This window comes from Falsiruegeria litorea R37 (assembly GCF_900172225.1).
In the GTDB taxonomy this organism is placed as follows: domain Bacteria; phylum Pseudomonadota; class Alphaproteobacteria; order Rhodobacterales; family Rhodobacteraceae; genus Falsiruegeria; species Falsiruegeria litorea.
This window is the reverse complement of sequence record NZ_FWFO01000001.1, coordinates 2,293,790-2,319,118: the sequence shown is the minus strand read 5'-3', so window position 1 is coordinate 2,319,118 and position 25,329 is coordinate 2,293,790. Positions and strand designations below refer to the sequence as shown.

25 protein-coding genes and 1 tRNA gene are annotated in these 25,329 nt (G+C 59.1%); 18 read left to right on the top strand and 8 right to left on the bottom strand.

Annotated elements, in window-relative coordinates; all coding sequences use genetic code 11:
• Nucleotides 1–19: 19 nt before the first annotated feature.
• From TRL7639_RS11265 to fabI, 4 genes are all read right to left on the bottom strand, one after another.
• Nucleotides 20–1,195 carry an aminotransferase gene (locus TRL7639_RS11265; RefSeq protein ID WP_085795759.1) on the bottom strand — a complete coding sequence of 392 codons (1,176 nt, stop codon included), beginning with the start codon at nt 1,193–1,195 and terminating at the stop codon, nt 20–22.
• Between the two features lie 104 nt (nt 1,196–1,299).
• Complete coding sequence (gpt, locus tag TRL7639_RS11260; RefSeq protein WP_085795758.1) at nt 1,300–1,803, bottom strand: xanthine phosphoribosyltransferase; 504 nt, start codon at nt 1,801–1,803, stop codon at nt 1,300–1,302.
• A 29-nt stretch (nt 1,804–1,832) separates the two neighbouring features.
• Entirely contained in the window at nt 1,833–2,447 is a 615-nt protein-coding gene (locus tag TRL7639_RS11255) for a LysE family translocator (protein ID WP_085795757.1), read from the bottom strand.
• 7 nt (nt 2,448–2,454) lie between these two features.
• Nucleotides 2,455–3,258, bottom strand: coding sequence for an enoyl-ACP reductase FabI (gene fabI / locus TRL7639_RS11250; RefSeq protein WP_085795756.1), 804 nt, complete (start codon nt 3,256–3,258; stop codon nt 2,455–2,457).
• Between the two features lie 138 nt (nt 3,259–3,396).
• On the opposite strand from fabI, the gene pdxH reads away from it, so the two are divergent.
• From pdxH to TRL7639_RS11190, 12 genes are all read left to right on the top strand, one after another.
• Nucleotides 3,397–4,002, top strand: coding sequence for a pyridoxamine 5'-phosphate oxidase (gene pdxH / locus TRL7639_RS11245; protein ID WP_085796385.1), 606 nt, complete (start codon nt 3,397–3,399; stop codon nt 4,000–4,002).
• 126 nt (nt 4,003–4,128) lie between these two features.
• A complete protein-coding gene (locus TRL7639_RS11240) occupies nt 4,129–4,665 on the top strand; it encodes a cold-shock protein (RefSeq protein ID WP_085795755.1) in 537 nt (178 codons plus the stop codon).
• A gap of 30 nt (nt 4,666–4,695) precedes the next feature.
• Nucleotides 4,696–5,139 (top strand): DUF192 domain-containing protein, encoded by a 444-nt coding sequence (locus TRL7639_RS11235; protein ID WP_085796384.1) that lies wholly within the window; start codon nt 4,696–4,698, stop codon nt 5,137–5,139.
• Nucleotides 5,140–5,182: 43 nt separating this feature from the next.
• Nucleotides 5,183–5,259, top strand: a tRNA-Pro gene (locus TRL7639_RS11230).
• Nucleotides 5,260–5,569: 310 nt separating this feature from the next.
• The gene (locus TRL7639_RS11225) at nt 5,570–5,746 is read left to right on the top strand and encodes a periplasmic nitrate reductase, NapE protein (RefSeq protein WP_085795754.1); all 177 of its coding nucleotides are present in this window, start codon (nt 5,570–5,572) and stop codon (nt 5,744–5,746) included.
• 9 nt (nt 5,747–5,755) lie between these two features.
• Entirely contained in the window at nt 5,756–6,247 is a 492-nt protein-coding gene (napF, locus tag TRL7639_RS23565; RefSeq protein ID WP_085795753.1) for a ferredoxin-type protein NapF, read from the top strand.
• Nucleotides 6,237–6,485 carry a chaperone NapD gene (locus TRL7639_RS11215; protein WP_085795752.1) on the top strand — a complete coding sequence of 83 codons (249 nt, stop codon included), beginning with the start codon at nt 6,237–6,239 and terminating at the stop codon, nt 6,483–6,485. The genes napF and TRL7639_RS11215 overlap by 11 nt, the downstream gene beginning before the upstream one ends.
• A 15-nt stretch (nt 6,486–6,500) precedes the next feature.
• Entirely contained in the window at nt 6,501–9,002 is a 2,502-nt protein-coding gene (gene napA / locus TRL7639_RS11210; protein WP_085795751.1) for a periplasmic nitrate reductase subunit alpha, read from the top strand.
• Between the two features lie 2 nt (nt 9,003–9,004).
• Nucleotides 9,005–9,472: a nitrate reductase cytochrome c-type subunit gene (locus TRL7639_RS11205; protein ID WP_085795750.1), complete on the top strand. Its 468-nt coding sequence runs from the start codon at nt 9,005–9,007 to the stop codon at nt 9,470–9,472.
• A complete protein-coding gene (locus tag TRL7639_RS11200; protein WP_085795749.1) occupies nt 9,472–10,137 on the top strand; it encodes a cytochrome c3 family protein in 666 nt (221 codons plus the stop codon). The genes TRL7639_RS11205 and TRL7639_RS11200 overlap by 1 nt, the downstream gene beginning before the upstream one ends.
• 685 nt (nt 10,138–10,822) lie before the next feature.
• The gene (locus tag TRL7639_RS11195; protein WP_085795748.1) at nt 10,823–14,464 is read left to right on the top strand and encodes a vitamin B12-dependent ribonucleotide reductase; all 3,642 of its coding nucleotides are present in this window, start codon (nt 10,823–10,825) and stop codon (nt 14,462–14,464) included.
• Nucleotides 14,465–14,977: 513 nt separating this feature from the next.
• Nucleotides 14,978–15,217 carry an EF-hand domain-containing protein gene (locus TRL7639_RS11190; RefSeq protein WP_085795747.1) on the top strand — a complete coding sequence of 80 codons (240 nt, stop codon included), beginning with the start codon at nt 14,978–14,980 and terminating at the stop codon, nt 15,215–15,217.
• A 67-nt stretch (nt 15,218–15,284) separates the two neighbouring features.
• Here the strand turns inward: TRL7639_RS11190 and TRL7639_RS11185 are convergent, their stop codons facing one another.
• Nucleotides 15,285–16,829 (bottom strand): trimethylamine methyltransferase family protein, encoded by a 1,545-nt coding sequence (locus tag TRL7639_RS11185; RefSeq protein WP_085795746.1) that lies wholly within the window; start codon nt 16,827–16,829, stop codon nt 15,285–15,287.
• A gap of 406 nt (nt 16,830–17,235) precedes the next feature.
• On the opposite strand from TRL7639_RS11185, the gene TRL7639_RS11180 reads away from it, so the two are divergent.
• Nucleotides 17,236–17,754: an outer membrane protein gene (locus TRL7639_RS11180; protein ID WP_085795745.1), complete on the top strand. Its 519-nt coding sequence runs from the start codon at nt 17,236–17,238 to the stop codon at nt 17,752–17,754.
• Nucleotides 17,755–17,809: 55 nt separating this feature from the next.
• Here the strand turns inward: TRL7639_RS11180 and TRL7639_RS11175 are convergent, their stop codons facing one another.
• Together TRL7639_RS11175 and TRL7639_RS23100 are read right to left on the bottom strand one after the other, a co-directional pair.
• Nucleotides 17,810–18,997, bottom strand: coding sequence for a pyridoxal phosphate-dependent aminotransferase (locus tag TRL7639_RS11175; protein WP_085795744.1), 1,188 nt, complete (start codon nt 18,995–18,997; stop codon nt 17,810–17,812).
• Between the two features lie 11 nt (nt 18,998–19,008).
• On the bottom strand, nt 19,009–19,155 hold the full coding sequence (locus TRL7639_RS23100; RefSeq protein ID WP_165759798.1) for a hypothetical protein: 147 nt from the start codon (nt 19,153–19,155) through the stop codon (nt 19,009–19,011).
• Between TRL7639_RS23100 and TRL7639_RS11170 the strand changes: the two genes are divergently transcribed.
• The gene (locus TRL7639_RS11170) at nt 19,156–20,193 is read left to right on the top strand and encodes a leucine-rich repeat domain-containing protein (RefSeq protein WP_085795743.1); all 1,038 of its coding nucleotides are present in this window, start codon (nt 19,156–19,158) and stop codon (nt 20,191–20,193) included.
• A gap of 3 nt (nt 20,194–20,196) precedes the next feature.
• Here TRL7639_RS11170 and TRL7639_RS11165 read toward each other — a convergent pair whose 3' ends face one another.
• Nucleotides 20,197–20,541, bottom strand: coding sequence for an MmcQ/YjbR family DNA-binding protein (locus TRL7639_RS11165; RefSeq protein WP_085795742.1), 345 nt, complete (start codon nt 20,539–20,541; stop codon nt 20,197–20,199).
• A 225-nt stretch (nt 20,542–20,766) separates the two neighbouring features.
• Here TRL7639_RS11165 and cysS point away from each other — a divergent pair, with 225 nt between their 5' ends.
• From cysS to TRL7639_RS11145, 4 genes are all read left to right on the top strand, one after another.
• Nucleotides 20,767–22,203 (top strand): cysteine--tRNA ligase, encoded by a 1,437-nt coding sequence (gene cysS / locus TRL7639_RS11160; RefSeq protein WP_207559656.1) that lies wholly within the window; start codon nt 20,767–20,769, stop codon nt 22,201–22,203.
• A 104-nt stretch (nt 22,204–22,307) separates the two neighbouring features.
• Nucleotides 22,308–23,930, top strand: coding sequence for a citramalate synthase (gene cimA, locus TRL7639_RS11155; RefSeq protein ID WP_085795741.1), 1,623 nt, complete (start codon nt 22,308–22,310; stop codon nt 23,928–23,930).
• 7 nt (nt 23,931–23,937) lie between these two features.
• Nucleotides 23,938–24,714, top strand: a complete 777-nt coding sequence (locus TRL7639_RS11150; protein WP_085795740.1) for a squalene/phytoene synthase family protein — start codon at nt 23,938–23,940, stop codon at nt 24,712–24,714.
• An 81-nt stretch (nt 24,715–24,795) separates the two neighbouring features.
• A complete protein-coding gene (locus tag TRL7639_RS11145) occupies nt 24,796–25,218 on the top strand; it encodes a MarR family winged helix-turn-helix transcriptional regulator (protein ID WP_085795739.1) in 423 nt (140 codons plus the stop codon).
• Nucleotides 25,219–25,329: the final 111 nt, after the last annotated feature.

The window sequence follows — 25,329 nt, the reverse complement described above, 5'->3', positions numbered from 1 at the left end:
GGGCAAGGGCCGAACGGGATCAGAGTGTCAGGCTGCTCAGACGCTCGAAGAGCTGCCCGATCCCGGCTCGATCGAGATTGGCAAAGGCCACCCGGACCTGACGTGTTCCGGCGGTGTCGCCCTCGGGCATGAACATGGTGCCGGGCAGCAGCAGAACGCCCGCCTCGGGCACCAGTTTGCGGGCCAATTCGTCGGACGGCAGATCAAAGGGATGTTCGAGGTAAGCAAAATATGCGCCAAGACCCAACAGCTTCCATCCCTTGGCTTCGAGCGCAGGCATGCCGTCAGTAATGGCCGCGCGGCGGTCCAGAATTTCCTGGCGTTCCCCCGCCAGCCATTCGCCCAGATTTTCCATCCCCCACAGGGCGGCATGCTGGCCGATCTGGCCGGGGCAGATGGCGACGGTGTCCAGGAACTTTTCGATCTCGGACAGCAGCGCGGGGCTGGTCGCCAGCGCGCCAACCCGGTGACCGGTCAGCCGGTAAGCCTTGGAAAAGGAATAGAGGTGGACCAGCGTGTCATCCCAATCGGGTTGGGAGAACAGCGGATGTGGCGCGCCTTCGCGGCTGTCAAAGTCGCGGTAGGTCTCGTCCAGCAGCAGGCGTATCCCGTGTTTGCGGGCCAGATCAAAGAAGGCTTGGACCAGATCTGCGGGGTATTCAACCCCACCAGGGTTGTTGGGCGTGACAAGTGAAATTGCCCGCGTTCGCGGGGTGATCAGCGCCTCAGCCTGCGCCGGGTCAGGCAACAAATCGGGGCCGGTGGTCAACGGCACGGCGGTCACGCCTGCCATGTCGAGCCACATTTTGTGGTTGAAATACCAAGGGGTTGGCAGGATAACCTCATCCCCTTCCGTGGTCAGTGCCGAGATGGTGCAGGCAAAGGCCTGATTGCAACCCGAGGTGATCGCGACCTGATCGGCGCGCACGGAGGCGGCGTAATGATCAGAGATCTCGTGCGCGAGCCCCGCTCGCAAATCATCATTGCCCAACACAGGCCCGTAAAGATGCGCGCTGTCTTCGGTGAGTGCAAAATCGGCCATCGCCTGTCGCAGGGGCTGTGGCGGCGGATCAACCGGCGCCGCCTGACTGACGTTGATCAGCGGACGGTCCGCCGTGAACGTGACACCTTCAAGCCACCGGCGCGCCTCCATCACCGGAGGGGCAAAGGTGGTCGCGGTACGGCTCTGGGTCATCTTGGTGATCCTGTTGTCAAATTATGTGCCGCCAATCCAAAAAAACGGCAGCGCGCTTTGATTTTCGGGTATGCGGCCTGACCGCACCAAAGCGGCGGTTTGGATCAGTCGGTGCCGCGATAGGGTTCGACGTATTGCAGCGCCATGTCCCACGGGAAGAAGATCCAAGTGTCCTGGCTCACCTCGGTGATGAAGGTGTCGACCATGGGGCGGCCTTTGGGCTTGGCATACACTGTGGCAAAATGCGCCTTTGGGAACAGCTCGCGCACCAGTTCCAGGGTTTTGCCGCTGTCGACGAGATCGTCGATGACCAGGATGCCCTCTCCATCGCCCATCAACTCGGCGTCGGGGGATTTCAGCACCTGAGCCACGCCCTGATCCTGATGGTGGTAGGATTTGACGCTGATGGTGTCGACGGTGCGGATGTCCAGTTCGCGCGCGATGATCATCGCGGGGGCCAGGCCGCCGCGTGTGATCGCAACGATTGCGCGCCAGCCGCCTTCCTCAGGGCCTTGACCGTCCAGGCGCCACGCCAGGGCGCGGCTGTCGCGGTGGATTTGGTCCCAGCTGATGTGAAACCCTTTTTCGTGTGGCAGACGGTCGGTCATATGGCGGCTCTCCGCATGGTCAGTTGGCGTCAGGTCGCGGCGATCTTGATGCCGAGCAGGGCCAGGAGCCCCCCAAAGACGCGGTCAATCAGGTGTTTGACGGTCATATAGAAACGACGCGTTTTCTCAAGTGAGAAAAGCCGCGCTACAAAGGCCGTCCAGAGCGTTTCTCCAAGGAAAATGCAGACCAGTAGCAAGGCCAAGGTCCAGGCCGGTGTTGCGGCCGGGATCATGCCTACAAAGACCGCACCAAAGAAGATCGCGGGCTTTGGGTTGGAATACTGCGTCAGCAGGCCCAGCCGGAAGGCGCCCCATAGTGTGCGCGGAGTGGCATTTGGGTCGGCTTCGGCAATTGGGTCATCGGCATGTCGCCACATCTTGAACGCCATCCAGATCAGAAACAGCGCGCCGCCGATCTTGAACAGGGTCAGCAACATCGGAGCGTAATCAAACAAGAGCGAAAGGCCGAACAATGCGGCCAGAGCCCACGTAACCGCGCCCATGCCGATACCCGCCGCAACGGCCAGACCGGTTCTGAAGCCTTCGGTCAGACCCACCCGCGCCGCCATCAGGACAGCGGGGCCGGGTGCGACGGCTGCCAACAGGCAGACCATCCAGGTTGCAAGGAAAGCGGCGAGCGTCATCTGGCGCTTACTTTGCGATGTCGGGGGCGTCGACCGCTTTCATGCCGACCACGTGATAACCCGCGTCAACGTGCAGGTTCTCTCCGGTGACACCGGCGCTCAGGTCCGACAGAAGATAGAGCGCCGAATTGCCCACGTCGTCGATGGTCACGTTGCGGCGCAGGGGAGAGTTGTATTCATTCCACTTCATGATGTAGCGGAAATCGCCGATGCCGCTGGCGGCCAGTGTCTTGATGGGGCCGGCCGAGATGGCGTTGACGCGGATACCGTCCTTGCCCAGATCTTCGGCCAAGTATTTCACCGAAGCCTCAAGCGCGGCTTTGGCAACACCCATCACATTGTAATGCGGCATAACCTGCTCGGCGCCGTAATAGGTAAGCGTCAGCATCGAGCCACCTTCGGACATCATCTTTTCCGCACGCGCCGCAACGGCGGTGAAGGAATAGACCGAGATGTCCATGGTCAGCTGGAAATTGCCCCGGCTGGTGTCGACATAGCGACCGCGCAGCTCGTTTTTGTCCGAGAAGCCGATGGCGTGAACGATGAAGTCCAGTTTGCCCCACTTTTCCTGAAGCGCATCAAACAGGCCGTCGATCGACGCCTCGTCACTGACATCGCAGGGCAATACGATTTCACTGCCCAATTGGGCGGCCAGCGGGTCCACACGCTTTTTCAGCGCATCCCCTTGATATGAAAAGGCCAACTCGGCACCAGCGTCGGCGAGCGCTTTGGCGATACCCCACGCGATGGATTTGTCATTCGCCAGTCCCATGATGAGGCCACGCTTTCCGGCCATCAGCTGATTTGACATGTTTGGTTCTCCGCCTAACGTCGCGTTGTGTGCCGTTCGGTTTAGGCGATTGAATTGTCGGCTTCAAGAGTGCGGGCAGGGCTTGCCGGACGGATAGGTTGGGCCTAGTGTCAAACTTAGATGGAATATGGGGATGGAATGACTGATCGCGAAGGCATCTTTGCGGGCAAAGACCCGTTTGCAATTGCGCGCCGTTGGCTGGCCGAGGCAGAGGGGGCGGAACCCAACGACCCCAATGCGATTGCCCTGGCGACAGTGGACCCTGACGGGTTGCCCAATGTGCGTATGGTGTTGCTCAAGGAAATTGAAGACGACGCCTTTGTATTCTATACCAACTATGACAGCGCAAAGGGAATTGAGCTGGATTCCGCCGGAAAAGCCGGGTTCGTGATGCATTGGAAATCGCTTAGACGTCAAATACGCGTTCGAGGCGAAATCACACGCGAAGATGGCCCGCAAGCCGATGCCTATTACGCCTCGAGATCCCTCAAAAGCCGTTTGGGGGCTTGGGCATCAAAACAGTCAAGACCGCTTAGCAGTCGTGCGACGCTTGTGGCCGAAGTGGCCAAGGTTACAGCGAAACATGGAACCAATCCGGCGCGGCCACCCTTCTGGGGCGGCTACAGATTGCGGCCGAGCCATATCGAGTTTTGGGCCGATGGTGCGTTTCGACTGCATGACAGGTTCGCATGGGTCAGAGAGAATTCGGATGAAATATGGCAAGTGCAGCGCCTAAATCCATGATGTTCACGTGTCGTGAAATGCAAGGTGTTGTTTTTAAACATCTTTTTTCGCTTGAATTTCGGATGCAAAATCCGGCACATCAAGGGTCTGAAATACCGTTAACTAACACTCCGCAATGGAAGAGCAGTGGCTGAAGATCTAAGCAGTATGTACCACGTGCAAGGTCACGTGAAATGGTTTGACCCTGCAAAAGGGTACGGCTTCGTTGTCTCGAACGATGGCGGTCCAGACATTCTGTTACATGTGAACGTCCTGCGCAATTTTGGGCAAAGTTCTGTTGCTGACGGTGCCCAGATCGAGATCGTGACCCATCGCACGGAACGCGGTGTTCAAGCTGTCGAAGTGATTTCGATTGCGCCGCCAGAGCGCGGGGAAGCGAGTGTTTTGGCAGACTTTGCCGAGCTCGACGCAGAGGTGATGGAAAGCGCTGAATTGGAACCGGCGCGGGTAAAGTGGTTCGACAAAGGCAAAGGGTTCGGTTTTGCCAATGTCTTTGGACGTTCCGAAGACGTATTTCTGCATATCGAAGTGCTGCGCCAGTCAGGTTTGGCTGACTTGCAACCAGGCGAAGCTTTGGCCATGCGTGTGATTGACGGTAAACGCGGCCGGATGGCGGCCGAAGTGCTGGCCTGGGAAGTGGCAGTAACCCAAGACGAGGACTAAGCGTTGTTTTACCGAGTTGTGGCGCTGGTGATGTTCATGTTTGTCGGCGCCGTATCATCGGTTGCAGCAACGTGTCAGGCGGATGCCGTCACCCTCAAGAACGACCAAGCCGAGATTCGCTTTTCCATTGAGTTGGCCCAAACCCCCGAAGAACGGTCGCGGGGATTGATGTTCCGCGAGCATCTTCCTGCGCGTGCGGGGATGCTGTTCGTCTTTGAACACCCTCAGCGTGTGGCGTTCTGGATGAAGAACACGTTGATTCCCCTGGATATGATCTTTGTTGATCGCACGGGCACGGTAACCCATGTGCATCAGGGGGCTATTCCGGGGGATGAGACGCCAATTCCGGGCGGCGATCAGGTCTATTCCGTGTTGGAAATCAATGCTGGATTGGCTGCGCGCTATGGAATTTCCAACGGGACTGTTCTGCGCCACAAAGTTTTTTCAAATGGACCCGCTGCTTGGCCTTGTTAGGGCTTTTCAAATCAGATCAACCCCGCTAGGAAGGCGCACGGTCCGGGGCGTGGCGCAGTCTGGTAGCGCACCTGTTTTGGGTACAGGGGGTCGTGAGTTCGAATCTCGCCGCCCCGACCACTTTTCTCAACTACACAAGTTTTGAATTGCATCCCTCGTCTGAAACGGCGGGGGTTTATGCAATTCCGTTCACGAAAGTGAATGTGTTGTTCGCAATTTGAACACTTGATCCATGTCAAATCGCTGATCTTGGAACTCATGCATTCGTTGAGTCGGCGAGAGGACATTGCCCGCAGTGGTGCAGCTGATCGCAGGAACGCAATGCAAGTTGAACCCGCATCGGGGCTGGTTCGTGTGGTTGTCAAAAGCTTTGACATCTACCGGCCTCGTTGTACTCTCAACTTAATATATTCGAAGAGGTTAAGGTGTTATGTCAGATACTCCGGACTTCCACGAAGATCCCGCGCAGCCGACCAAGTCGAGCGAGCGCACTGCTTTCTTGATACTTGCTGTTGTTCTCGCTCCGGCGCTTTCGGTCGCGATTGTTGGCGGATGGGGCTTTTTCGTTTGGATCCTGCAAATGTTTTACGGGCCGCCCACCGGCTAGGAAGAGAAAATGTCCACTCAGACTCGTTCACCCAGCTTTCGCAAGGCGCTAACGGGTCGGTCGGTTGGAATTCGACCGCCTTGGTCCAGCGAGGCCACGATCAAATCAGACTGCACAAGTTGCAGCCGCTGTATCGATTCTTGCCCCGAGGCGATTCTGAAGCCGGGGCCTGCCAATACGCCGGTTGTGGACTTTTCCGCAGGGGCCTGCACATTCTGCAAGGCCTGCGCCGAAGCTTGCCCTGAACCGGTTTTTTCGAGCACCGACGCGTGCCCGTGGACCTTGGCCGCGCAGATTTCGGATGGCTGCATGCTTTCAATAGGGATCGGGTGCCAGCTTTGTACTGATGTTTGTGACCAATCCGCCTTGCGTCTGGATCTGCGCGTGCGGCCCGTGGGGCGTATCGCGATCAATCAGGATGCCTGTACCGGATGTGGCGCTTGCCTGCCGCTTTGCCCAACGGATGCCATAACTCTTGGAGATTACGCCCATGAAGGATGAGGTCCATATCTCGAGCCTGCTACTCAGGGCGGATCCGGCCAACCTGGATGCGGTTTGCGCACGGGTTCTGACACATGACGGCGCCGAAGTCGCCATGACGGACGACACCGGAAAGATCATCGTCACGCTGGAGACGGACAGCGAAGCGGTGATCGTCGAACACATGAATTCATTGAGCCTGCTCGACGGCGTGGTCAGCGTGGCTCTGGTCTATCACCAAAAAGAACAAGGTCTTTAAATCGGGGAGATTGAAATGCCTAACTTGTCACGACGCGAAGTCATCAAAGCCCAGGCCGTTGCGGCCGCGGCGGCGGCGGCGGGGCTACCGATACCGGCAGCCGCGCAAAACCTGGTCACGGATGCACAGCTTACCGATTTGAAATGGTCCAAGGCGCCTTGCAGATTTTGCGGGACGGGCTGTTCTATCATGGTCGCGACCAAGGCCGGCCGTGTGGTGGCCAGCCACGGTGATGCCGAAGCTGAGGTGAACCGGGGCCTTAACTGCGTCAAAGGCTATTTCCTGTCCAAGATTATGTACGGTCAAGACCGGCTGACCCAGCCCTTGCTGCGCAAGAAAGACGGCGTCTTTCACAAGGATGGCGCGTTTGAACCGGTCAGCTGGGATGAGGCGTTCGACATCATGGCCGACAAGTGGAAGGCCACGTTGAAAGAGAAGGGGCCCAAGGGCATCGGCATGTTCGGCTCGGGCCAGTGGACCGTGTGGGAAGGATACGCTGCGTCCAAGCTGATGAAGGCCGGGTTCCGCTCGAACAACATCGACCCCAACGCGCGCCATTGCATGGCGAGTGCGGTTGTGGGCTTCATGCGGACCTTTGGCATTGACGAGCCGATGGGCTGTTATGACGATTTCGAGAACGCGGACGCCTTTGTGCTCTGGGGCTCGAACATGGCCGAGATGCACCCGATCCTGTGGACGCGTATCGCAGACCGCCGGTTCAGTCACCCTCATGTTCAGGTCGCAGTGTTGTCGACCTTTACCCACCGCAGCTTTGATCTGGCGGACATTCCGGCGATCTTTGAACCCCAGACCGATCTGGCGATCCTGAACTACATCGCCAACTACATCATCGAAAACGATGCGGTGAACAAAGACTTCGTGTCCAAGCACGTCAACTTCAAGAAAGGTGCGCAGGATATCGGTTACGGTCTGCGCCCCGAAAACCCGCTGCAACAGGCCGCCGCAAACCCCGATAGCGGCAAATCCGAACCCATGTCGTTCGAAGAATTCGCCGAGTTTGTGAAGCCCTATACGCTCGATAAGGCGCATGAGATGTCGGGCGTGTCGAAAGAGGCGCTGGAAAAGATCGCCAAGCTCTATGCCGATCCCAACACCAAGGTCATGTCGCTGTGGACCATGGGCGTGAACCAGCACACGCGCGGTGTCTGGGTCAACAACATGATCTACAACCTGCACCTGTTGACCGGCAAAATCTCGACCCCCGGCAACTCTCCCTTCTCGTTGACGGGGCAGCCCTCGGCCTGTGGCACGGCGCGCGAGGTCGGAACATTCTCGCACCGTCTGCCGGCCGACATGGTTGTGAACAACCCCGATCACCGCAAGAAGGCCGAAAAGATCTGGAAGCTGCCCGAGGGTGGCGTGCCGGATTGGGTGGGCTCGCACGCCGTGAAACAGAACCGCGACCTGAAGGATGGCAACATCAACTGCTATTGGGTGCAGGTGAACAACAACATGCAGGCCGCGCCCAACATGATGGAGGAGGGGCTGCCGGGTTATCGCAACCCTGACAACTTCATCGTGGTGTCGGATGCTTATCCGACCGTGACGGCCGAAGCCGCCGATCTGATCTTGCCTGCTGCCATGTGGGTCGAGAAAGAAGGCGCATATGGCAACGCTGAACGTCGGACGCAGTTCTGGCATCAGCTGGTCGATGCACCCGGCGAATCCAAATCGGACCTGTGGCAGCTGGTCGAGTTTTCGAAACGCTTCACCACGGATGAGGTTTGGCCCGCCGAGTTGCTCGATGCCAACCCCGACTATAAGGGCAAAACGCTTTACGAAGTGCTTTATGCCAACGGCAAGGTGGATTCCTATCCGCTGGATCAAACCTCGGACGAATACGCCAACCACGAGGCGCAGGATTTCGGGTTCTACATCCAGAAGGGCCTGTTCGAGGAATATGCTGAATTCGGACGCGGCAAGGCGCATGATCTGGCACCCTTTGATACGTATCACGAGGTGCGCGGTCTGCGGTGGCCTGTCGTCGACGGAAAAGAGACCAAGTGGCGCTTCAAGGAAGGGTCCGATCCTTATGTCACCGCGGGAAGCGATTTTGAGTTCTACGGTCACAAGGACGGCAAAGCGATCATCTTTGCGCTGCCGTTTGAACCGGCCCCCGAACAGCCCGACGAAGAATACCCGTTCTGGCTGTCCACTGGCCGCGTGCTGGAACATTGGCATTCGGGTTCTATGACCCAGCGGGTGCCGGAACTGCACAAGGCGATCCCGGATGCGCTGGTGTACATGCATCCCGATGATGCCGAGGCGATGGGGGTCCGACGGGGTTCTTCGGTCAAGGTGGAATCGCGGCGTGGGCATATCCTGAGCCGGGTTGAAACGCGCGGGCGCAACAAACCGCCCAAGGGGCTGATCTTTGTGCCCTGGTTCGATGCGCGCCAGCTGATCAACAAGGTCACGCTGGATGCCACCGATCCGCTGTCGAAACAGACCGACTTTAAAAAGTGTGCGGTCAAAGTCGTACCAGTGGGGGCCTGATCATGACACGCAACATTTGGATTGCCGCAGCCGTCATCACCTTTGCCGGAGCCGCCTTTGCCCAAGAGCACGTGGCCACCCTGCGCTCGGGCACGCCGTTGGCGGACAACGCCGAACCGCCCGCGATTGCCAAGGTGGTGAATTCGGACCTGCGCCAGGTGCGCAACTATCCCGAGCAGCCGCCGCTGATCCCGCACAAGATCGACGGCTATCAGATCGACCTGAACGCCAACCAATGCATGCAGTGCCACAGCCGCACCGCGGTAGAGGTGAGCCAGGCGCCGATGATCTCGATCACGCATTTCATGAGCCGGGACAATCAGTTCCTCGCCTCGGTCACGCCGCGCCGGTATTTCTGCAACCAATGCCACGTGGTGCAGGTCGAGGCGCGCGCGCTGGTCGAGAACGGCTTTGTCGACATCGACAGCGTGCTTGAATATGTCGAGAAAAACAAAGGGAGCAGCGACTGATGTTGGGTTTCCTGCGCAAACTCTGGGGCACCATAAGGCGCCCCAGCGTCCACTACAGCTTGGGCGGGCTGACGATGGGCGGCTTCCTTATGGGGATCATCTTTTGGGGCGGGTTCAACACCGCGCTTGAGCTGACCAATACCGAAACCTTCTGCACCGGCTGTCACGAAATGCGCGACAACGTCTTTGCCGAGCTGAAGACGACCATTCACTATTCCAACCGCTCGGGCGTGCGAGCCACGTGCCCCGATTGCCACGTGCCGCATGAATGGACGCCAAAGATCGCGCGCAAGATGCAGGCCAGCAAAGAAGTCTGGGGCAAGATTTTCGGTACCATCAACACGCGAGAGAAGTTTGTCGCGAAGCGATTGGAACTGGCACAGCACGAATGGGCGCGGCTCAAGGCCAACGATTCGCTGGAATGCCGCAACTGCCATTCGGCCGAGTCGATGGACATCACCCGGCAAAGTCCGCGCGCGGCCGACTTCCACGAGCGGCTTTTGTTCACCGGTGAAAAGACCTGCATCGATTGCCACAAGGGCATCGCGCATGAGTTGCCGAACATGAAAGAGGCGATGTTGGAGGGCAGTGTTGTGTTGTCGAGCGCGCAAGCAGCAGCCTCGGACGATTTGCACGATTATCTGAACCAGCACGCGCAACACTAAATCTGGTAGGTAACAACAGGGGCAGGGCCGAGAGATCGGCTCTGCCCTTGGTATGTTCAAGGGCCTTGCTACGATATCTGGTGGCTGCCTGAAATTTGGGCAGAGGGCCATACCTCTCCCCGATTCTGTGTCGGTTGCGCGGAATGTTACGCGGCTCGGGACCGCAGCTCACGTCTGATTTGACAATTTTGTCACAGGAAAACGTGACCGCGATTTTCGTGCCGCATTGCAGAGAGATGCGTTAAGAATTGTTAATGAAATCTGGTAAGTGTGCTGGAAAAATCGAGAAATCCCAGTCCTGCTTGGGGCATCCTTGATGCTGCACCTTGGGCATAACTTGTGGAGGAATCGGAGCCCGTACTGAGCAGTCGAAACCACGACAGGCGTCAATATAAATCTTTCCTAAACGTTGGTAAAAAGGTCGTTGACCTCATAGGCCCCAATACGTCAGATTGTGGGGGCCGGACGCATTGCCACTAAATCTGGTAGGGATGACCAGGGGGCAGCAGCGCGGCACGACAATGGGGTAACTCTCGGACAATGGGCGCGACAGCGCTGTTTTTTCACGCGGCTTCGTCTGCGACGGGATGTTTTTTTCCTTCTGTCATTGCCCTGGGACTGGTCCGGGGCGCGATCATAGGCTGTTGGGGCCACACGTTGAAAGCTGGAATTTAGGGGCAGCGGGATGAAGATAGAACGGAAATTCACCAAGGCAGGACAAGACGCCTATGCAGAGCTTGATTTTGTGTCGGCGACGTCTGAGATCCGCAATCCCGACGGCACGATCGTGTTCAAGCTGGATGACATCGAAGTGCCCTCGAGCTGGAGCCAGGTTGCCAGCGACGTCATCGCCCAGAAGTACTTCCGCAAAGCTGGCGTGCCCTCGCGCCTGAAGAAGGTTCGTGAAAAGGATGTTCCCGAATTCCTGTGGCGCTCGGTCCCCGATGGGGATGTCGAGTTGGGCGGCGAAATCTCGTCCAAGCAGGTGTTCGACCGTCTGGCGGGCGCTTGGGCCTATTGGGGCTGGAAGGGTGGCTATTTCTCGACCGAGGATGACGCGCGCGCCTATTTCGACGAGATGCGCTATATGCTGGCCTCGCAGCGCGCCGCACCGAACTCGCCCCAGTGGTTCAACACCGGTCTGCATTGGGCTTATGGCATCGACGGCCCGGCGCAGGGCCACCACTATGTCGACTACAAGACCGGCAAGCTGACCAAATCGAAATCGTCCTACGAGCATCCGCAGCCCCACGCGTGTTTCATTCAGGGCGTCGAGGATGATTTGGTCAACGACGGCGGTATCATGGATCTGTGGGTCCGTGAGGCGCGTCTGTTCAAATACGGCTCGGGCACTGGCACCAACTTCAGCCATTTGCGCGGCGAGGGCGAGCCCCTGTCCGGTGGCGGCAAGTCCTCGGGCCTGATGGGCTTCTTGAAAATCGGTGACCGGGCTGCCGGCGCGATCAAATCCGGCGGCACCACGCGGCGCGCGGCCAAGATGGTCATCGTCGACGCCGATCACCCTGATATCGAGGATTTCATCAACTGGAAGGTCATCGAAGAGCAGAAGGTGGCGAGCATCGTCGCGGGCTCCAAGATGCACGAAGCCAAGCTGAACGGCATCTTCGAGGCGCTGCGCACCTGGGACGGCAAGGCCGAGGACGCCTATGATCCGAACCACAACGACGCGCTGAAAAAGGCGATCCGCGAGGCCAAAAAGGTCGCGATCCCTGAAACCTACGTCAAGCGCGTGCTGGATTATGCCAAGCAGGGCCACACCAGCATCGAATTCCCAACCTATGACACCGATTGGGACAGCGAGGCCTACAGCTCGGTCTCGGGGCAGAACTCGAACAACTCAATCCGCGTCACCAACGCCTTCCTCAAGGCGATCGAGAAGGACGCCGATTGGGAGCTGATCAACCGCACCGACGGCAAGGTCGCTCGCACCGTCAAGGCGCGTGATCTTTGGGCGCAAGTGGGCCATGCGGCCTGGGCCTGTGCTGATCCGGGCATTCAGTACCACGACACCGTCAACGAGTGGCACACATGCCCCGAAGATGGTGAAATTCGCGGCTCAAACCCCTGTTCCGAATACATGTTCCTGGACGACACGGCCTGTAACCTGGCGTCGATGAACCTGCTGACCTTCCTTGAGGATGGCAAATTCCAGGCCGACGATTACATGCACACCGCGCGGTTGTGGACCCTGACGCTGGAAATCAGCGTGACCATGGCGCAGTTCCCGTCCAAGGAAATCGCGCAGCTGTCCTATGACTTCCGCACGCTGGGTCTAGGTTATGCCAACATTGGCGGTCTGCTGATGAACATGGGTCACGGCTATGACAGCGACGAGGGGCGCGCACTGTGTGGCGCTCTGACCGCGATCATGACGGGCGTGGCATATGCGACATCCGCCGAGATTGCCGGAGAGCTGGGGCCGTTTGCAGGCTACGAGCGCAACGCCAAGCACATGCTGCGCGTCATGCGCAACCATCGCAACGCGGCCCATGGCGCGGTGCACGGCTATGAAAAGCTGGCCGTGAAGCCGGTTCCGCTGGACCACGCCAACTGCCCCGACGCACGCTTGGTCGATCTGGCCATGTCGGCCTGGGACGAGGCGCTGAGCCTTGGCGAAAAGAACGGCTATCGCAATGCGCAGGCCACCGTGATCGCGCCCACTGGCACCATTGGTCTGGTGATGGATTGTGACACCACCGGGATTGAGCCGGACTTTGCGCTGGTGAAGTTCAAGAAGCTCGCGGGCGGCGGTTACTTCAAGATCATCAACCGCTCAGTTCCAGCTGCGCTGGAATTCCAAGGCTACAGCTCGGCCCAGATCGAAGAGATCGTGTCTTACGCCGTGGGGCATGGTTCCATCGGCAACGCGCCGGGGATCAACCACACCTCGCTGACCGGTCACGGCTTTGGCCCCAACGAGCTGCGAAAGGTCGATGAAGCACTGGAAAGCGCGTTCGACATCCGGTTTGTGTTCAACCAGTGGACCCTGGGCGAGGAGTTCTGCACTGGCGTTCTGGGTATCCCGGCGGACAAGCTGAACGATCCGACGTTCGACCTGCTGCGTCACTTGGGCTTTACCAAGGCGGACATTGACGCCGCAAACGATCACGTCTGTGGCACCATGACTCTGGAAGGGGCGCCGCACCTGAAGGAAGAGCACTATCACATCTTTGACTGTGCCAACCCCTGCGGCAAGAAGGGCAAGCGCTTCCTGTCGGTCGACAGCCACATCACCATGATGGCTGCGGCGCAGTCGTTCATCTCGGGTGCGATCTCGAAAACGATCAATATGCCCAATGATGCCACCATCGAAGATTGCCAGAAAGCCTATGAGCTCAGCTGGTCGCTGGGTGTCAAAGCCAATGCGCTCTATCGTGACGGCTCGAAACTCAGCCAGCCGCTGGCGGCCGCGCTGGTCGAAGACGACGATGAGGCGGCCGAGGTGCTGGAAAGCGGTTCGATCCAGGAAAAGGCCGCTGTGCTGGCCGAAAAGGTGATCGAAAAGGTTGTGGTCAAGGAGATCATCCGCAGCCACCGCGAAAAACTGCCCCATCGCCGCAAGGGGTACACCCAAAAGGCGGTTGTTGGCGGGCACAAGGTCTATCTGCGCACCGGCGAGTTCGAAGACGGCAAGCTGGGTGAAATCTTCATCGACATGCACAAGGAAGGCGCCGGCTTCCGCGCGATGATGAACAACTTTGCCATCGCCGTGTCGGTTGGTCTGCAATACGGCGTGCCGCTGGAAGAGTTCGTAGACGCCTTTACCTTCACCAAGTTCGAACCGGCCGGCATGGTGCAGGGCAACGACTCGATCAAGAACGCGACCTCGATCCTGGATTACATTTTCCGCGAGCTGGCGGTCAGCTATCTGGATCGCACCGATCTGGCACATGTGAAGCCCGAGGGCGCCACATTCGACGACATCGGTCGCGGCGAAGAAGAGGGCGTGTCGAACGTCAGCGAAATCAGTGAAACTGCGGCGTCCAAGTCGTTGGAAGTGCTGAAACAAATCAGCTCAACCGGCTATCTGCGTAAACGTCTGCCGCAGGATCTGGTGGTGCTGAACGGTGGCCAATCCGGCGACACGGCTGTGAACGGTGCGGCTGATCCTGTCAGCACGCTGCAGACCATCGTACCCGAAACGGCGACCGAGACCGCTGCTGCCGTCGGCATGGACGCCCGCACCAAGGCCAAGATGCAAGGCTACGAGGGCGAGGCCTGCGGCGAATGCGGAAACTACACGCTGGTGCGCAACGGCACCTGCATGAAGTGCAACACTTGCGGGGCGACGAGCGGCTGCTCGTAAGCCCTGCGACCAAGATCGCGTTCCCTTGGGGGGATGCGTAGGGGCCACAAAAGGATCCACCCTCGGTGATCCTGGCCCCGACGAGACAGGGTGGGCCGGAAGACCAGTCCTTCCCACTCTACCACGGGGCGGGTGCGCTCGCCCCAGACGCAGTCCAGGCCGCAGGCATAAAACACACCGGGCGGTAAACTAGATGAGCCTGGATGGCGAAACTCAAAGGGGGCCACTGGCCCCCTTTTTTTGCGACTCGCGGTGACCGGCCAAAAGGCGCCGACGCACGTTTGCAGAGAATCTCGGCAAAGGGTTGCTCTTTTCGGGATATGAACCCGGCAAGTTCCGCCGACGGGGCTGCGCGGAATTTTGCCCCGCCATTCCTTGCGCAGTTCTGGGGCCGAATCCGGCGCGTGTTGGCTGGAATTTTGCGATCTGCGCGTCCCCCGGTGACGGCACATCCGGTTTGCCTGTTTCTAAGGGCGTCCGGCCAACGGACATCCAAAGAAATAGGAGAGCCTCATGAAACTGATCAAAGCCCTACCGATTGCCAGTCTGCTTTTGACCGCCCCTGCGTGGGCCGCCACTCAGGCCGATGCCAACGGCGACGGTGTTCTAACCCTGGAAGAGGTACAGGCCGTTTTCCCCGAACTTGAAACCAGCAGCTTTGTTGCGATGGATCAGAACGCCGATGGTGTTCTGGACGGAGATGAAGTGGCCGCGGCGCAAAAGGCCGGTCTACTGCCTGAATCCGACGGCTAAGCCCACATAAGTACGGCGCGCAGGTCAATTAAGCCCTGCGCGCCCTTAAGTGAGTGATTACAGTTTGTTACGATGGCAAGTGAATGTTGAATGCCGCGCGGATCGACTGATCCAGATCGGGTGAGAAGTTTGCCGGCGAGCGTTCAGCCAGGATTTGCAGCTTCTTGGCCGTGGCCTTTTCCACCAGATCTGGCTTGTCCAGCTCGGCCCATTCCTTGGGCGACGTGCGGTCGCCCAAGGTGGGATAGACAAAGTCCTGCTGCATCCTGCTGAGCGTCGCGTCGGTGCCCAAATAGTGTCCCGTACCGCCCAGGCAAACCTCGGCGATCTGGTCCACCGCCAGCGTCTCATCCGTAACCTCGATCCCGCGTACGCAGCGCAGGGCCTGTCCCAGCAGGTCGTCGCTCAGGATCAGGCTTTCGTGACAGAATCCCAGCAGGGATGCATGCATACCAGCGGCCTCATAGACCATGTTCAGACCCGAAAGACCGGTCATGACCGCCGAACACATCTGTTCCCATCCCGCCTGCATGTCAGGCAGCTTTGAATCGGCGGCCCCCGCAGCAGCGCCGCCCGGCAGGTCATAGAACCGGTGCATCTGCGCGCAGCCCGCGCTCAGCAGGGCTTGTTCGCCCGAGCCCACGGTCATCGCGCCAGTTCGCAGGTCCAGACCAAAGGGCCAGGTGCCCATGATCGCCGGATGACCCGGTTTGACGGCGTTGACATAGACCAGACCGGCCAGACATTCGGCGGTGGCCTGCACGATGGCGCCTGCCACGGTCGAGGGCGCGGTGGCGCCTGCCATGCCAGCCGACAACAGCAGCACGGGCATACCGCCCTTGATGCATTCCTCCATCACTTCGCAGGCCTCGGTGGCGAATTTCATCGGCGGGACGACGAAACAGTTCGAATTTGACATGAAGGGCCGCGCGCGCCACTTGTCCTCGCCACCCGCGATCATGTGGAGCATTTCCAGCGCGGGCTTCACATAAGATGGCTCGGTGAACGAGGTGCCGATGTGTTTAAAAGTGCCGGATGTGCAGGCATAGATGGTGTTCAGGTCCATCTCGCGGTTGTCGGGGATGTCACGGCAGACCATCGGGCGCTGGACAAAGTGAATGTTGTCGAGGTGCTGACAGATCCGCGCGGCATCGTGCAGGTCCTGCACGGTTGAATCGCGATAGTTGCGGCCATTGGCATCCACCATCGACACGGCAGCACCCGCGGTCCCGTAGTGGACCTTAGCTCCGCTCAGATCCAGATCAGTCTTGCCGTCGCGACTGTAGAGCACAACATCGCGGTTGGCCTTGGTCAGCATGTCCTCGACCAATGCGCGGGGGAACCGGATGCGGCCATCGTCCCCCAAGGTACAGCCGGCACCCACCAGATAATCGATGCCGCTTTGCGGGGCGTCGGCCAGTCCGATGGTTTCCAGCGCGTCCAGCGCGGCAGAGTGGATGCGTTCCATGTCCTGCTGGCCGAGCAGGTTCAGCGCACGGCTTTCCATACCGTGACGTACGGGGCGCAGGTGATCGGGCAGGGCGGCTGCACGGGCAGCACGGCGCGCAGCGCGTCCGCCGCTGCGCGAAGTGGATCGGGATTGGTCGTTCATGTCATTTGGTCCGATGTGAGTTGACTGAGAAGAAGCTACAGATCAACTCGAGGCAGGGCGCCCCCGCGCGGCACGGCCACGATCCGCACCAATGGTGCGGCTCACCAGACAGATTTTACTCTGTTCTGCTTGCATGGCTCTCCCCTCAACTTCGCTCCAGTTTTTCAAGTGGAGCATGGCTGATCTGTCCTATTTGCGACGCTGAAGGTGGTGATTTTGAGCAGGTTTTCGCCCGATGCGCGAAAACCTGCGGGAAATGCGCGGGCCTTTGCACGGTTTCCAGCGGGTGCCTTGAAGCAGCCGGGGCAGGTTTCCATCTCACTGTCACACGGCGCGGGGTTCGGTGCAAAAGTTTGCTGTTAAACGGTAATCCCCGCGCGGTGTGCAATGAAGATTGGAGTGCAACATGAAACTCTTGGTTCCCGCAGTAACCTCAATCGCGCTGCTTGGCGCACCTGCCGCTATGGCCGCAGATTGGACCGGTCCCTATGCCGGTTTCAGCATCGGACATGCCGATGTTGACGGACCCGGCGCGGCGGATGGCAAAGAAACCACCTTTGGCGGTCACATCGGTTATGACTATGACTTTGGCGATTTCGTCGTTGGTAGCGAATTAGAGCTCACTCGCTTTGACCTTGGCCTGCCAGCAGGTGGGGGCACCATCGACAATGTGGCCAACCTCAAACTGAAGGGCGGTTATGACTTTGGCTCCGCGCTTGGCTATGCCGTGGTTGGTGCCTCACGGGCCTATACGTCGCTGGGAAATGAGAGCGGCTATGTCTACGGCTTGGGTGTCGCCTATCAGGTGAACGAGCAGTTCACAGTCAGCGGCGAAGTCTTGCAGCACAAGTTCAGCAATGTGAACTCGACATCATCAGATCTGGATTCCACGTCCGTGAACTTGCGCGCCTCGTTCCGGTTCTAACTGTTTCAGCGTAACGAGTGTCCGGCGCGGCGATGTCCACCGCGCCGGTTTTCATTTACTGCGCGGCCACGGTATTGGCACGCTCGGCCGCAAAAGTGCAGAGCGTCTGCAGCGCCTGGGCAAACGCCTCATCCGCGATTGTCATGGCCACCCGGATGTGCCCGGCGGCGGCCTTGCCAAAGCTTTCGCCCGGCATGACCGCGATATGATGCGTGTCCAACAGAGCGTTGGCAAATTCTTCGCCGCTCATGCCCGTCGCCCGGACATCCAGCATCAGGTACATCGCCCCTTGCGCAGGGACTAGGCCGAGCGTGTTCTGGCCCGCCAGGATCTCTTTGGCCAGCTGCCTGCGGCGGCGGAACGGCGCGGCAACTTCTGCTTCCAGTTCAGCACCGGCATTCAGCGCAAAATCGGCCGCGTCCTGAATGAACCCGGGCACGCCATAGGTGGTATGGGTGGCCAGGTTGATCAGATGGTTTATGACTTTCTCGGGACCCACGATCCAGCCACAGCGCGAGCCGGTCATGGCGTGGGACTTCGACATCGAACCAACAATTAGCGTCCGCTCGGCCATGCCGGGCAGGGCGCGGGGGGAGATATGCTCGCCCTCCCACACTTGCGTGTCATACACCTCGTCCGAGATCAGCCACAGATCGCGCGTCTTGCAAACCTCGGCGATCCCTTCCAGGGTTTCGCGGGAATAGACAACGCCCGTGGGATTGTTGGGCGAATTGATCAGCAAAGACACCGCTCCCTCGGCGGCTGCATCAATGTCCGCAGCGCGCGGTTGAAACGCATCCTCAGCATGGGTTTGAACTGCCTTAGCGATGGCCCCAACGCCCCGAATTGTGCCCGGATAGGTGGCGTAGTACGGGTCAAGATACAGCGCAGTATCACCCGAATTGCAGGTGGCGGCATGGGCTGCAAACAACGCCGCCTGACCGCCGGGTGTGATCAGCACATTGTCTGCCGTTGTCGGCACGCCTGTCTGCGCTTCGATCCGTTTGGCCACGGTTTCACGCAACGACGCGACGCCCGGGACCATGGCATAGCCCGTATGGCCACCTTTGGCCGAGGCATCCATCGCCGCCAGAATCGAGGCGTGCGTTCGAATGTCATGCTCGCCGATGGTCAATTCCGCGACCGGAACGCCCTCGGCCTTCATCCGACGGGCGCGATAGAACACGTCCCATCCGTCAGAACCACCACCCGTCAAATGTGTGATGCGATGCGACAGCTGCATAATTATCTCCCTCAACTGGCCACCGGCGGAGAGGGGCAGAGCCGCGCCGATTTGTCAATCACATCGATGTCGATGCAGGTGCCAGAATTCAGCGCGATGAGTGTCAAACTGAAGCCATGATCCTGATCCATCAGAACAAAAATAGGAAATGGTGACACATGCGGTATTTGAGTGAGCTGTTTGCAGCAAGCGCGGTTTTGGTGATTGTCGTGTTCGTTGTTTGGAACAAACCAATGCGCCCGACTTCGGTTGCAAGCGAAGTCAAGCAAGACCCCATTCCGCAACAGATAGACCAGAGGGCGCCCGTAAGCGTTGCCGACGCAAGCAGCGCCACTGCCAAAAGGCGATCAGAATACGCTGCCCTAGTGGAGCAGGTGCATGGGTCCAGCACTTTCAAGACCTGCGAGCGGGACGGTATGCAAGGGATCAAACTGCCTCGCACTTGCGTCATTCCCACAGATCGCAAACTGGCTTTGGACCAATACACCATCGGGCTCTTGCCGCATTTCGCAGGTTACACCGAGATTGAGAGCGTGCGCCTCGGCGGCGAGATCGCCACATTGGATGTTTTGCTAGGCTTTCCAAAATTGAAATCCCTTTACCTGTGGCACGCGAAACTGCGCGATCCGACGGCGCTGAGGCGTTTGACAGGGCTGCAGCATATTTCGCTGGAGTCGACAGACGTCTCGGACCTGAATTTTCTGAGCACACAACCTCGGCTCAAGACGTTGACCGTTTTTAATTCGCCCGTCTCTGACCTGTCTCCACTGCGCCATCTTTCAACGCTCACCAAATTAGACCTGCGAAATCTCCCTGCCTCTGATCTGAGCCCACTGGCGCGGTTGACATCACTGAAAAAGCTGACGGTGATGGAATTGCACCCGAACAGCCTGTCGCCATTGTCAGATCTGTCGCAGCTCAAAAAGCTGGATCTGTCTTACAACCGATTGCCTGACCTGGACCCCTTGGCAAGCCTTTCTGGTCTGAAACGTCTGCGCATCGCGGATGCAGGGGTGAAGGATATCGCAGCCCTGGCGCCTCTGGTCGGCTTGCAGCAGCTTGAACTGGACGATAACCCAATTCGTGATGTGTCCCCGTTGGTTGGGCTGCCGCATCTGTCATATCTTGATTTGTCCGGCACGTTGGTCAGCGACCTGTCAGCCTTGCCCGAAGTGGAGGTTTTGAAACGGCCCTAATGATCAGCTGCGTGGCGGCAGTGTCGCCTGCAGCTTTTTGGTCAGCCCTGCGCGAACGATGTCATACGACGCCTCGAGCCGGTGGCGCATTTCGTCGGTGTCCGTGTCCCAAGGCAACCTGATCCAGCTGCGGTGGAAATAGGGGGCTTTGACGCCCACGCCTGCCTCGATCAGCATTTGCGCTGTTTCCACGTCAGGCGTCTTGACCGATACCCCGTCGCCCATCGACCCCACGCAGGCAAACATCTTGCCGCCAACCTTCCAAGCGTCATGGCCGCCACCCCAGGGGTCCGACAGTTCGGCCCCGGGAAAGGTCTCGCAGATGGTATTGACGATCTCTCGGCTCATGCGGGCAGTCTGACCCGGAAAATCTGGTTACTCAAGGCTTGGCGGATTGATCTGCCCATGGTATGCGGGACCCATGAACCAGACCATTTGCATCATTATCTGCTGCATTCCCTGCTGACATCGTCGCGGGCTGGTTTCTTTCGTTTTCATTTACAAGACAACTTGCTAAGCCCGCGGCCAGAAGTGGCAAGTGGTGACCTGTGCCCGTTCTTGAGGACCAAAGAGATGACAACGATCAAACTGCACAACACACGGACCCGGACAAAGGAAGACTTTGTTCCGATCGATGAGAACAACGTGCGGATGTATGTCTGTGGCCCCACCGTCTATGACCGTGCTCATCTGGGCAACGCGCGCCCCGTGGTGGTGTTCGACGTGCTCTATCGCCTGCTGCGTCATGTCTATGGGACCGATCACGTCAAATACGTGCGCAACTTCACTGACGTGGATGACAAGATCAACGCACGCGCTGCCGAAAGCGGACGCGCCATTGGCGACATCACCGAAGAGACCATCGGCTGGTTCCTGGACGACATGGGCCAGCTTGGCGCGCTGGAGCCTGACGCCGCGCCGCGTGCGACGCAATACATCAACCAGATGATCGCCATGTGCGAGCTGTTGATTGAAAAGGGGCATGCCTATGCCGCCGAGGGGCACGTGCTCTTTGCCGTCGATAGCTGGAAAGAGGGCTATGGCAAGCTCTCGGGCCGTTCGGTTGATGACATGATCGCGGGGGCGCGGGTCGAGGTTGCGCCGTACAAGAAGAACCCCATGGATTTTGTGATGTGGAAACCCTCGTCGGATGACCTGCCGGGGTGGGAGTCGCCTTGGGGCCGGGGGCGTCCGGGCTGGCACATCGAATGCTCGGCCATGGCCAAGGAGCTGTTGGGCGTGAGTTTCGACATCCACGGCGGCGGCAACGACCTGATGTTCCCGCATCACGAGAATGAGATTGCGCAAAGCTGCTGCGCCAATCCCGAAGGGGATTTTGCAAAATACTGGCTGCACAACGAGATGCTGCAGGTCGAGGGCAAGAAGATGTCCAAGTCGCTTGGCAACTTCTTCACCGTCCGCGACCTGCTGGATCAGGGCGTGCCGGGTGAGGTGATCCGCTTTGTGTTCCTGTCAACCCACTATCGCAAGCCGATGGATTGGACGGAGAAGAAAGCCAAAGAAGCCGAAGGCGTGCTGCGCAAGTGGCGGGCGCTTTCGTCGGGTGTCAACGCGACAGTCCCAAGCCCCAAGATTGTCAAACTTGTTTCTGCCGATCTGAACACTTCTGCAGCAATAACTGAACTCCACAAGATTGCGGGTGTTTTGCAAGCGTTTGAAGGCGGAGCGGATATGCCCGAGATAGATGTGCAGGCTTTGTACGGAGAGTTCTTGGCATCTGCCCACCTCCTCGGATTGTTATCTGAGAGTTTGGGAGATTGGTTCGACGCTTCCGAAATTGACCTCTCATTCTATATCGAGCAGCTATCGTTTGCTCGCCAAGTCGCGATGGAAACCAAGGATTTCTCAGAAGTTGATCGCCTAAAGTTAGCCTACATAGACGCTGGCCTTGAAGTGCGAATGAGTAAGGCAGGTGTCGAACTAGTTCAAACTCCCAGCTTCGATGCCAAGAAACTGGAGAACATCTATCCAATGTTCCGCCCGGGCTAACCCGGGCAGCGCCCGACCGCCCCCATGGGCGGGCGCTTTGCACCCACCCGCGGTCGGGCACTGCCCGAGCTAGCCAGAGAGCCAGAAGCCAGAGAGCCAGAAGAATGACCAAGGAACGCCTCTACCTTTATGACACCACCCTGCGCGACGGGCAGCAGACCCAGGGCGTGCAGTTCTCGACCCCAGAGAAGGTGCAGATTACCCAGGCGCTCGATTCCCTTGGCATCGACTACATCGAAGGGGGCTGGCCCGGGGCGAACCCGACCGACAGCGCCTTTTTCGATGAGGCCCCAAAGACACGCGCGCAGCTGACTGCCTTTGGCATGACCAAGCGCTCAGGGAGGTCGGCCGCCAATGACGACGTGCTGGCGGCGGTGCTGAATGCGGGCACCGGGGCGGTCTGTCTTGTGGGCAAGTCCCACGATTACCACGTGACCGAAGCGCTTGGCATTCCGCTGGAGGAGAACACCGACAACGTCGCTGCATCCATGGCGCATATCGTGGCACAAGGGCGCGAGGCGCTGTATGACGCCGAGCATTTCTTTGACGGCTACAAAGACAATCCCGCCTATGCGATTTCGGTCTGTAGGGCGGCGTTGGACGCGGGCGCGCGCTGGATCGTTCTGTGTGACACCAACGGTGGCGCATTGCCCGCCGAAGTGGGGCGCATCGTGTCCGAGGTCATCGCGGCGGGTATCCCTGGCGACCGGTTGGGCATCCACACCCACAACGACACCGAACAGGCGGTGGCTTGCTCTCTGGCCGCTGTAGACGCAGGCGCGCGGCAGATCCAGGGCACGCTCAACGGGTTGGGCGAGCGCTGTGGCAACGCCAACCTGACCGCACTGATCCCGACGCTTTTGCTGAAGGAACCCTATGCCAGCCGCTTTGAAACCGGTGTGAGCCTTGAGGCGCTGGCCGATCTGACCCGGATCAGTCGGATGCTGGACGACATCCTGAACCGCGTGCCGTCGAAACAAGCGGCCTATGTGGGCGCCTCGGCTTTTGCACACAAGGCGGGGCTGCATGCGAGCGCGATCCTGAAGGATCCCTCGACCTATGAGCATGTTGACCCCAGCGTGGTCGGAAACACCCGCATCATCCCGATGTCGAACCAGGCGGGGCAGTCGAACCTGCGCAAGCGTCTGTCGGATGCGGGCATGACCGTGGATAAAGGCGATCCGGCCTTGGGCCGCATTCTGGAACGGATCAAGGCGCGCGAGGGCGAGGGCTATTCCTATGACACCGCTCAGGCGAGCTTTGAGCTGCTGGCACGCGAAGAACTGGGGCAACTGCCGCAGTTCTTTGAGGTCAAGCGCTACAAGGTCACGGTCGAGCGGCGCAAGAACAAGTACAACAAGATGGTCAGCCTTTCTGAGGCGGTTGTCGTGGTGAAGGTGGACGGCGAGAAAAAGCTGTCGGTCAGCGAAAGCATGGATGACACCGGCAGCGACCGGGGCCCGGTGAACGCATTGGCCAAGGCACTGGCCAAGGATCTGGGGCAATACTCTGCGATCTTGAGTGACATGAAGCTGGTCGACTTCAAGGTGCGGATCACCCAAGGCGGGACCGAAGCCGTGACCCGCGTCATCATCGACAGCGAAGACGGGCAGGGGCGGCACTGGTCGACCGTGGGCGTCAGCGCGAACATCGTGGATGCCTCCTTCGAGGCGCTGCTGGACGCGATCCAGTGGAAGCTGACCCGCGACTGCGCAGGGGCGAAGTAACGGACTTATGGAGTTTGACGCGGATCTGAATGCCTGCGCGGCCCTGGTCGAAAAAGCCGACCCGGACCGGTTTCGAGCGGCCATGTCAGCACCTGTTGCAGCGCGGGCGGTGCTCTTTCCGCTCTATGCCCTGAATGTCGAAGTCACCCGCGCGCCTTGGGTCACGCAAGAACCTATGATTGCCGAAATGCGACTGCAGTGGTGGCGCGATGCCTTGCAAGAGATCGCGGATGGTGGGCCCGTCCGACGGCACGAAGTTGTGACGCCTTTGGCTGGTGTCCTGTCCCCGCATCTGGCGGCAAATTTGGATGAGTATGTCGCTGTAAGGCGTTGGGATATCTACAAAGACCCGTTCGAGGATCAGGAGCATTTCGACAACTACATTACTTGCAGCTCGGGGCACCTGATGGTCGCGGCAGCACAGGCGCTTGGCCCAGCCGAGGGGAAGGTCGTTCAGGATTATGCTTATGCGACTGGCATCTCTGGGTGGTTGCAGGCGATCCCCGCGCTTGAGGCGCGTGGCCGGATCCCGCTTCTGGATGGCACGCCGGATGGTGTCCGGACGTTGGCGCAACAGGCGCTAAAGTGCTTGTATCGCGCGCGGCGCAATCGAGCTGCTGTTTCCGGTCCCGCGCGGGCGGCTTTGTTGGCGGGAGTGCAAGCTGAGGCTGTGTTGAAGCAAGTGGTTGCCAATCCCGGGCGAGTTGCTGCGGGGGCGCTGGTACCCGGAGAGATCAGCAGGCGTCTGCGTTTGTCGTGGGTTGCGGTCAGCGGACGGTGGTAGCTTGTTTTGTGACTTGTTCGGACACGTCGAATGTGGATGTATTTGCATTGAAATGACGCGGAACACTTCAGTGGGGGGCAAGTGACTGACTTTGAAACGCGAGAGCGGGCCTGGATCGCGCTAAACCGTGTGCGGACTCGCATCTACCGGGATGCAGAACGGGCCCTGGTTATGGCGGGTCTACCCAAACTGAATTGGTATGATGTCCTTTGGGAGTTGGAGCAACACCCCGACGGATTGCGCCCTGTTCGACTGGAGGAGCGTTTGCTGTTTGATCAATCCAGTTTCTCGCGCCAGGTCATGCGCATGGCTGAAGAGGGGCTGTTGACGCGCGAACCGGCAGCAGATGACAAGCGGGGTAAGGTGCTGCGGATCACGGCCAAAGGGCGCGATATGCGCGCGCGGATGTGGGTCATTTACCGTCCACATATTGATGCAGGCATGCAATCCGCGATCGAAGCAGGAGGTCTCGAAGATGTCGAGGCTGCATCCCGCAAGCGTTGACGTCGACACGCTGTCCGGTACCACTCATCGGGTTTCATATCACGGTGCCGCGCCTCGCGGCAGGCGAGGCGCTCGGCCCAACCGAGCAAGAGCCCGTCAGGGCATGATGCG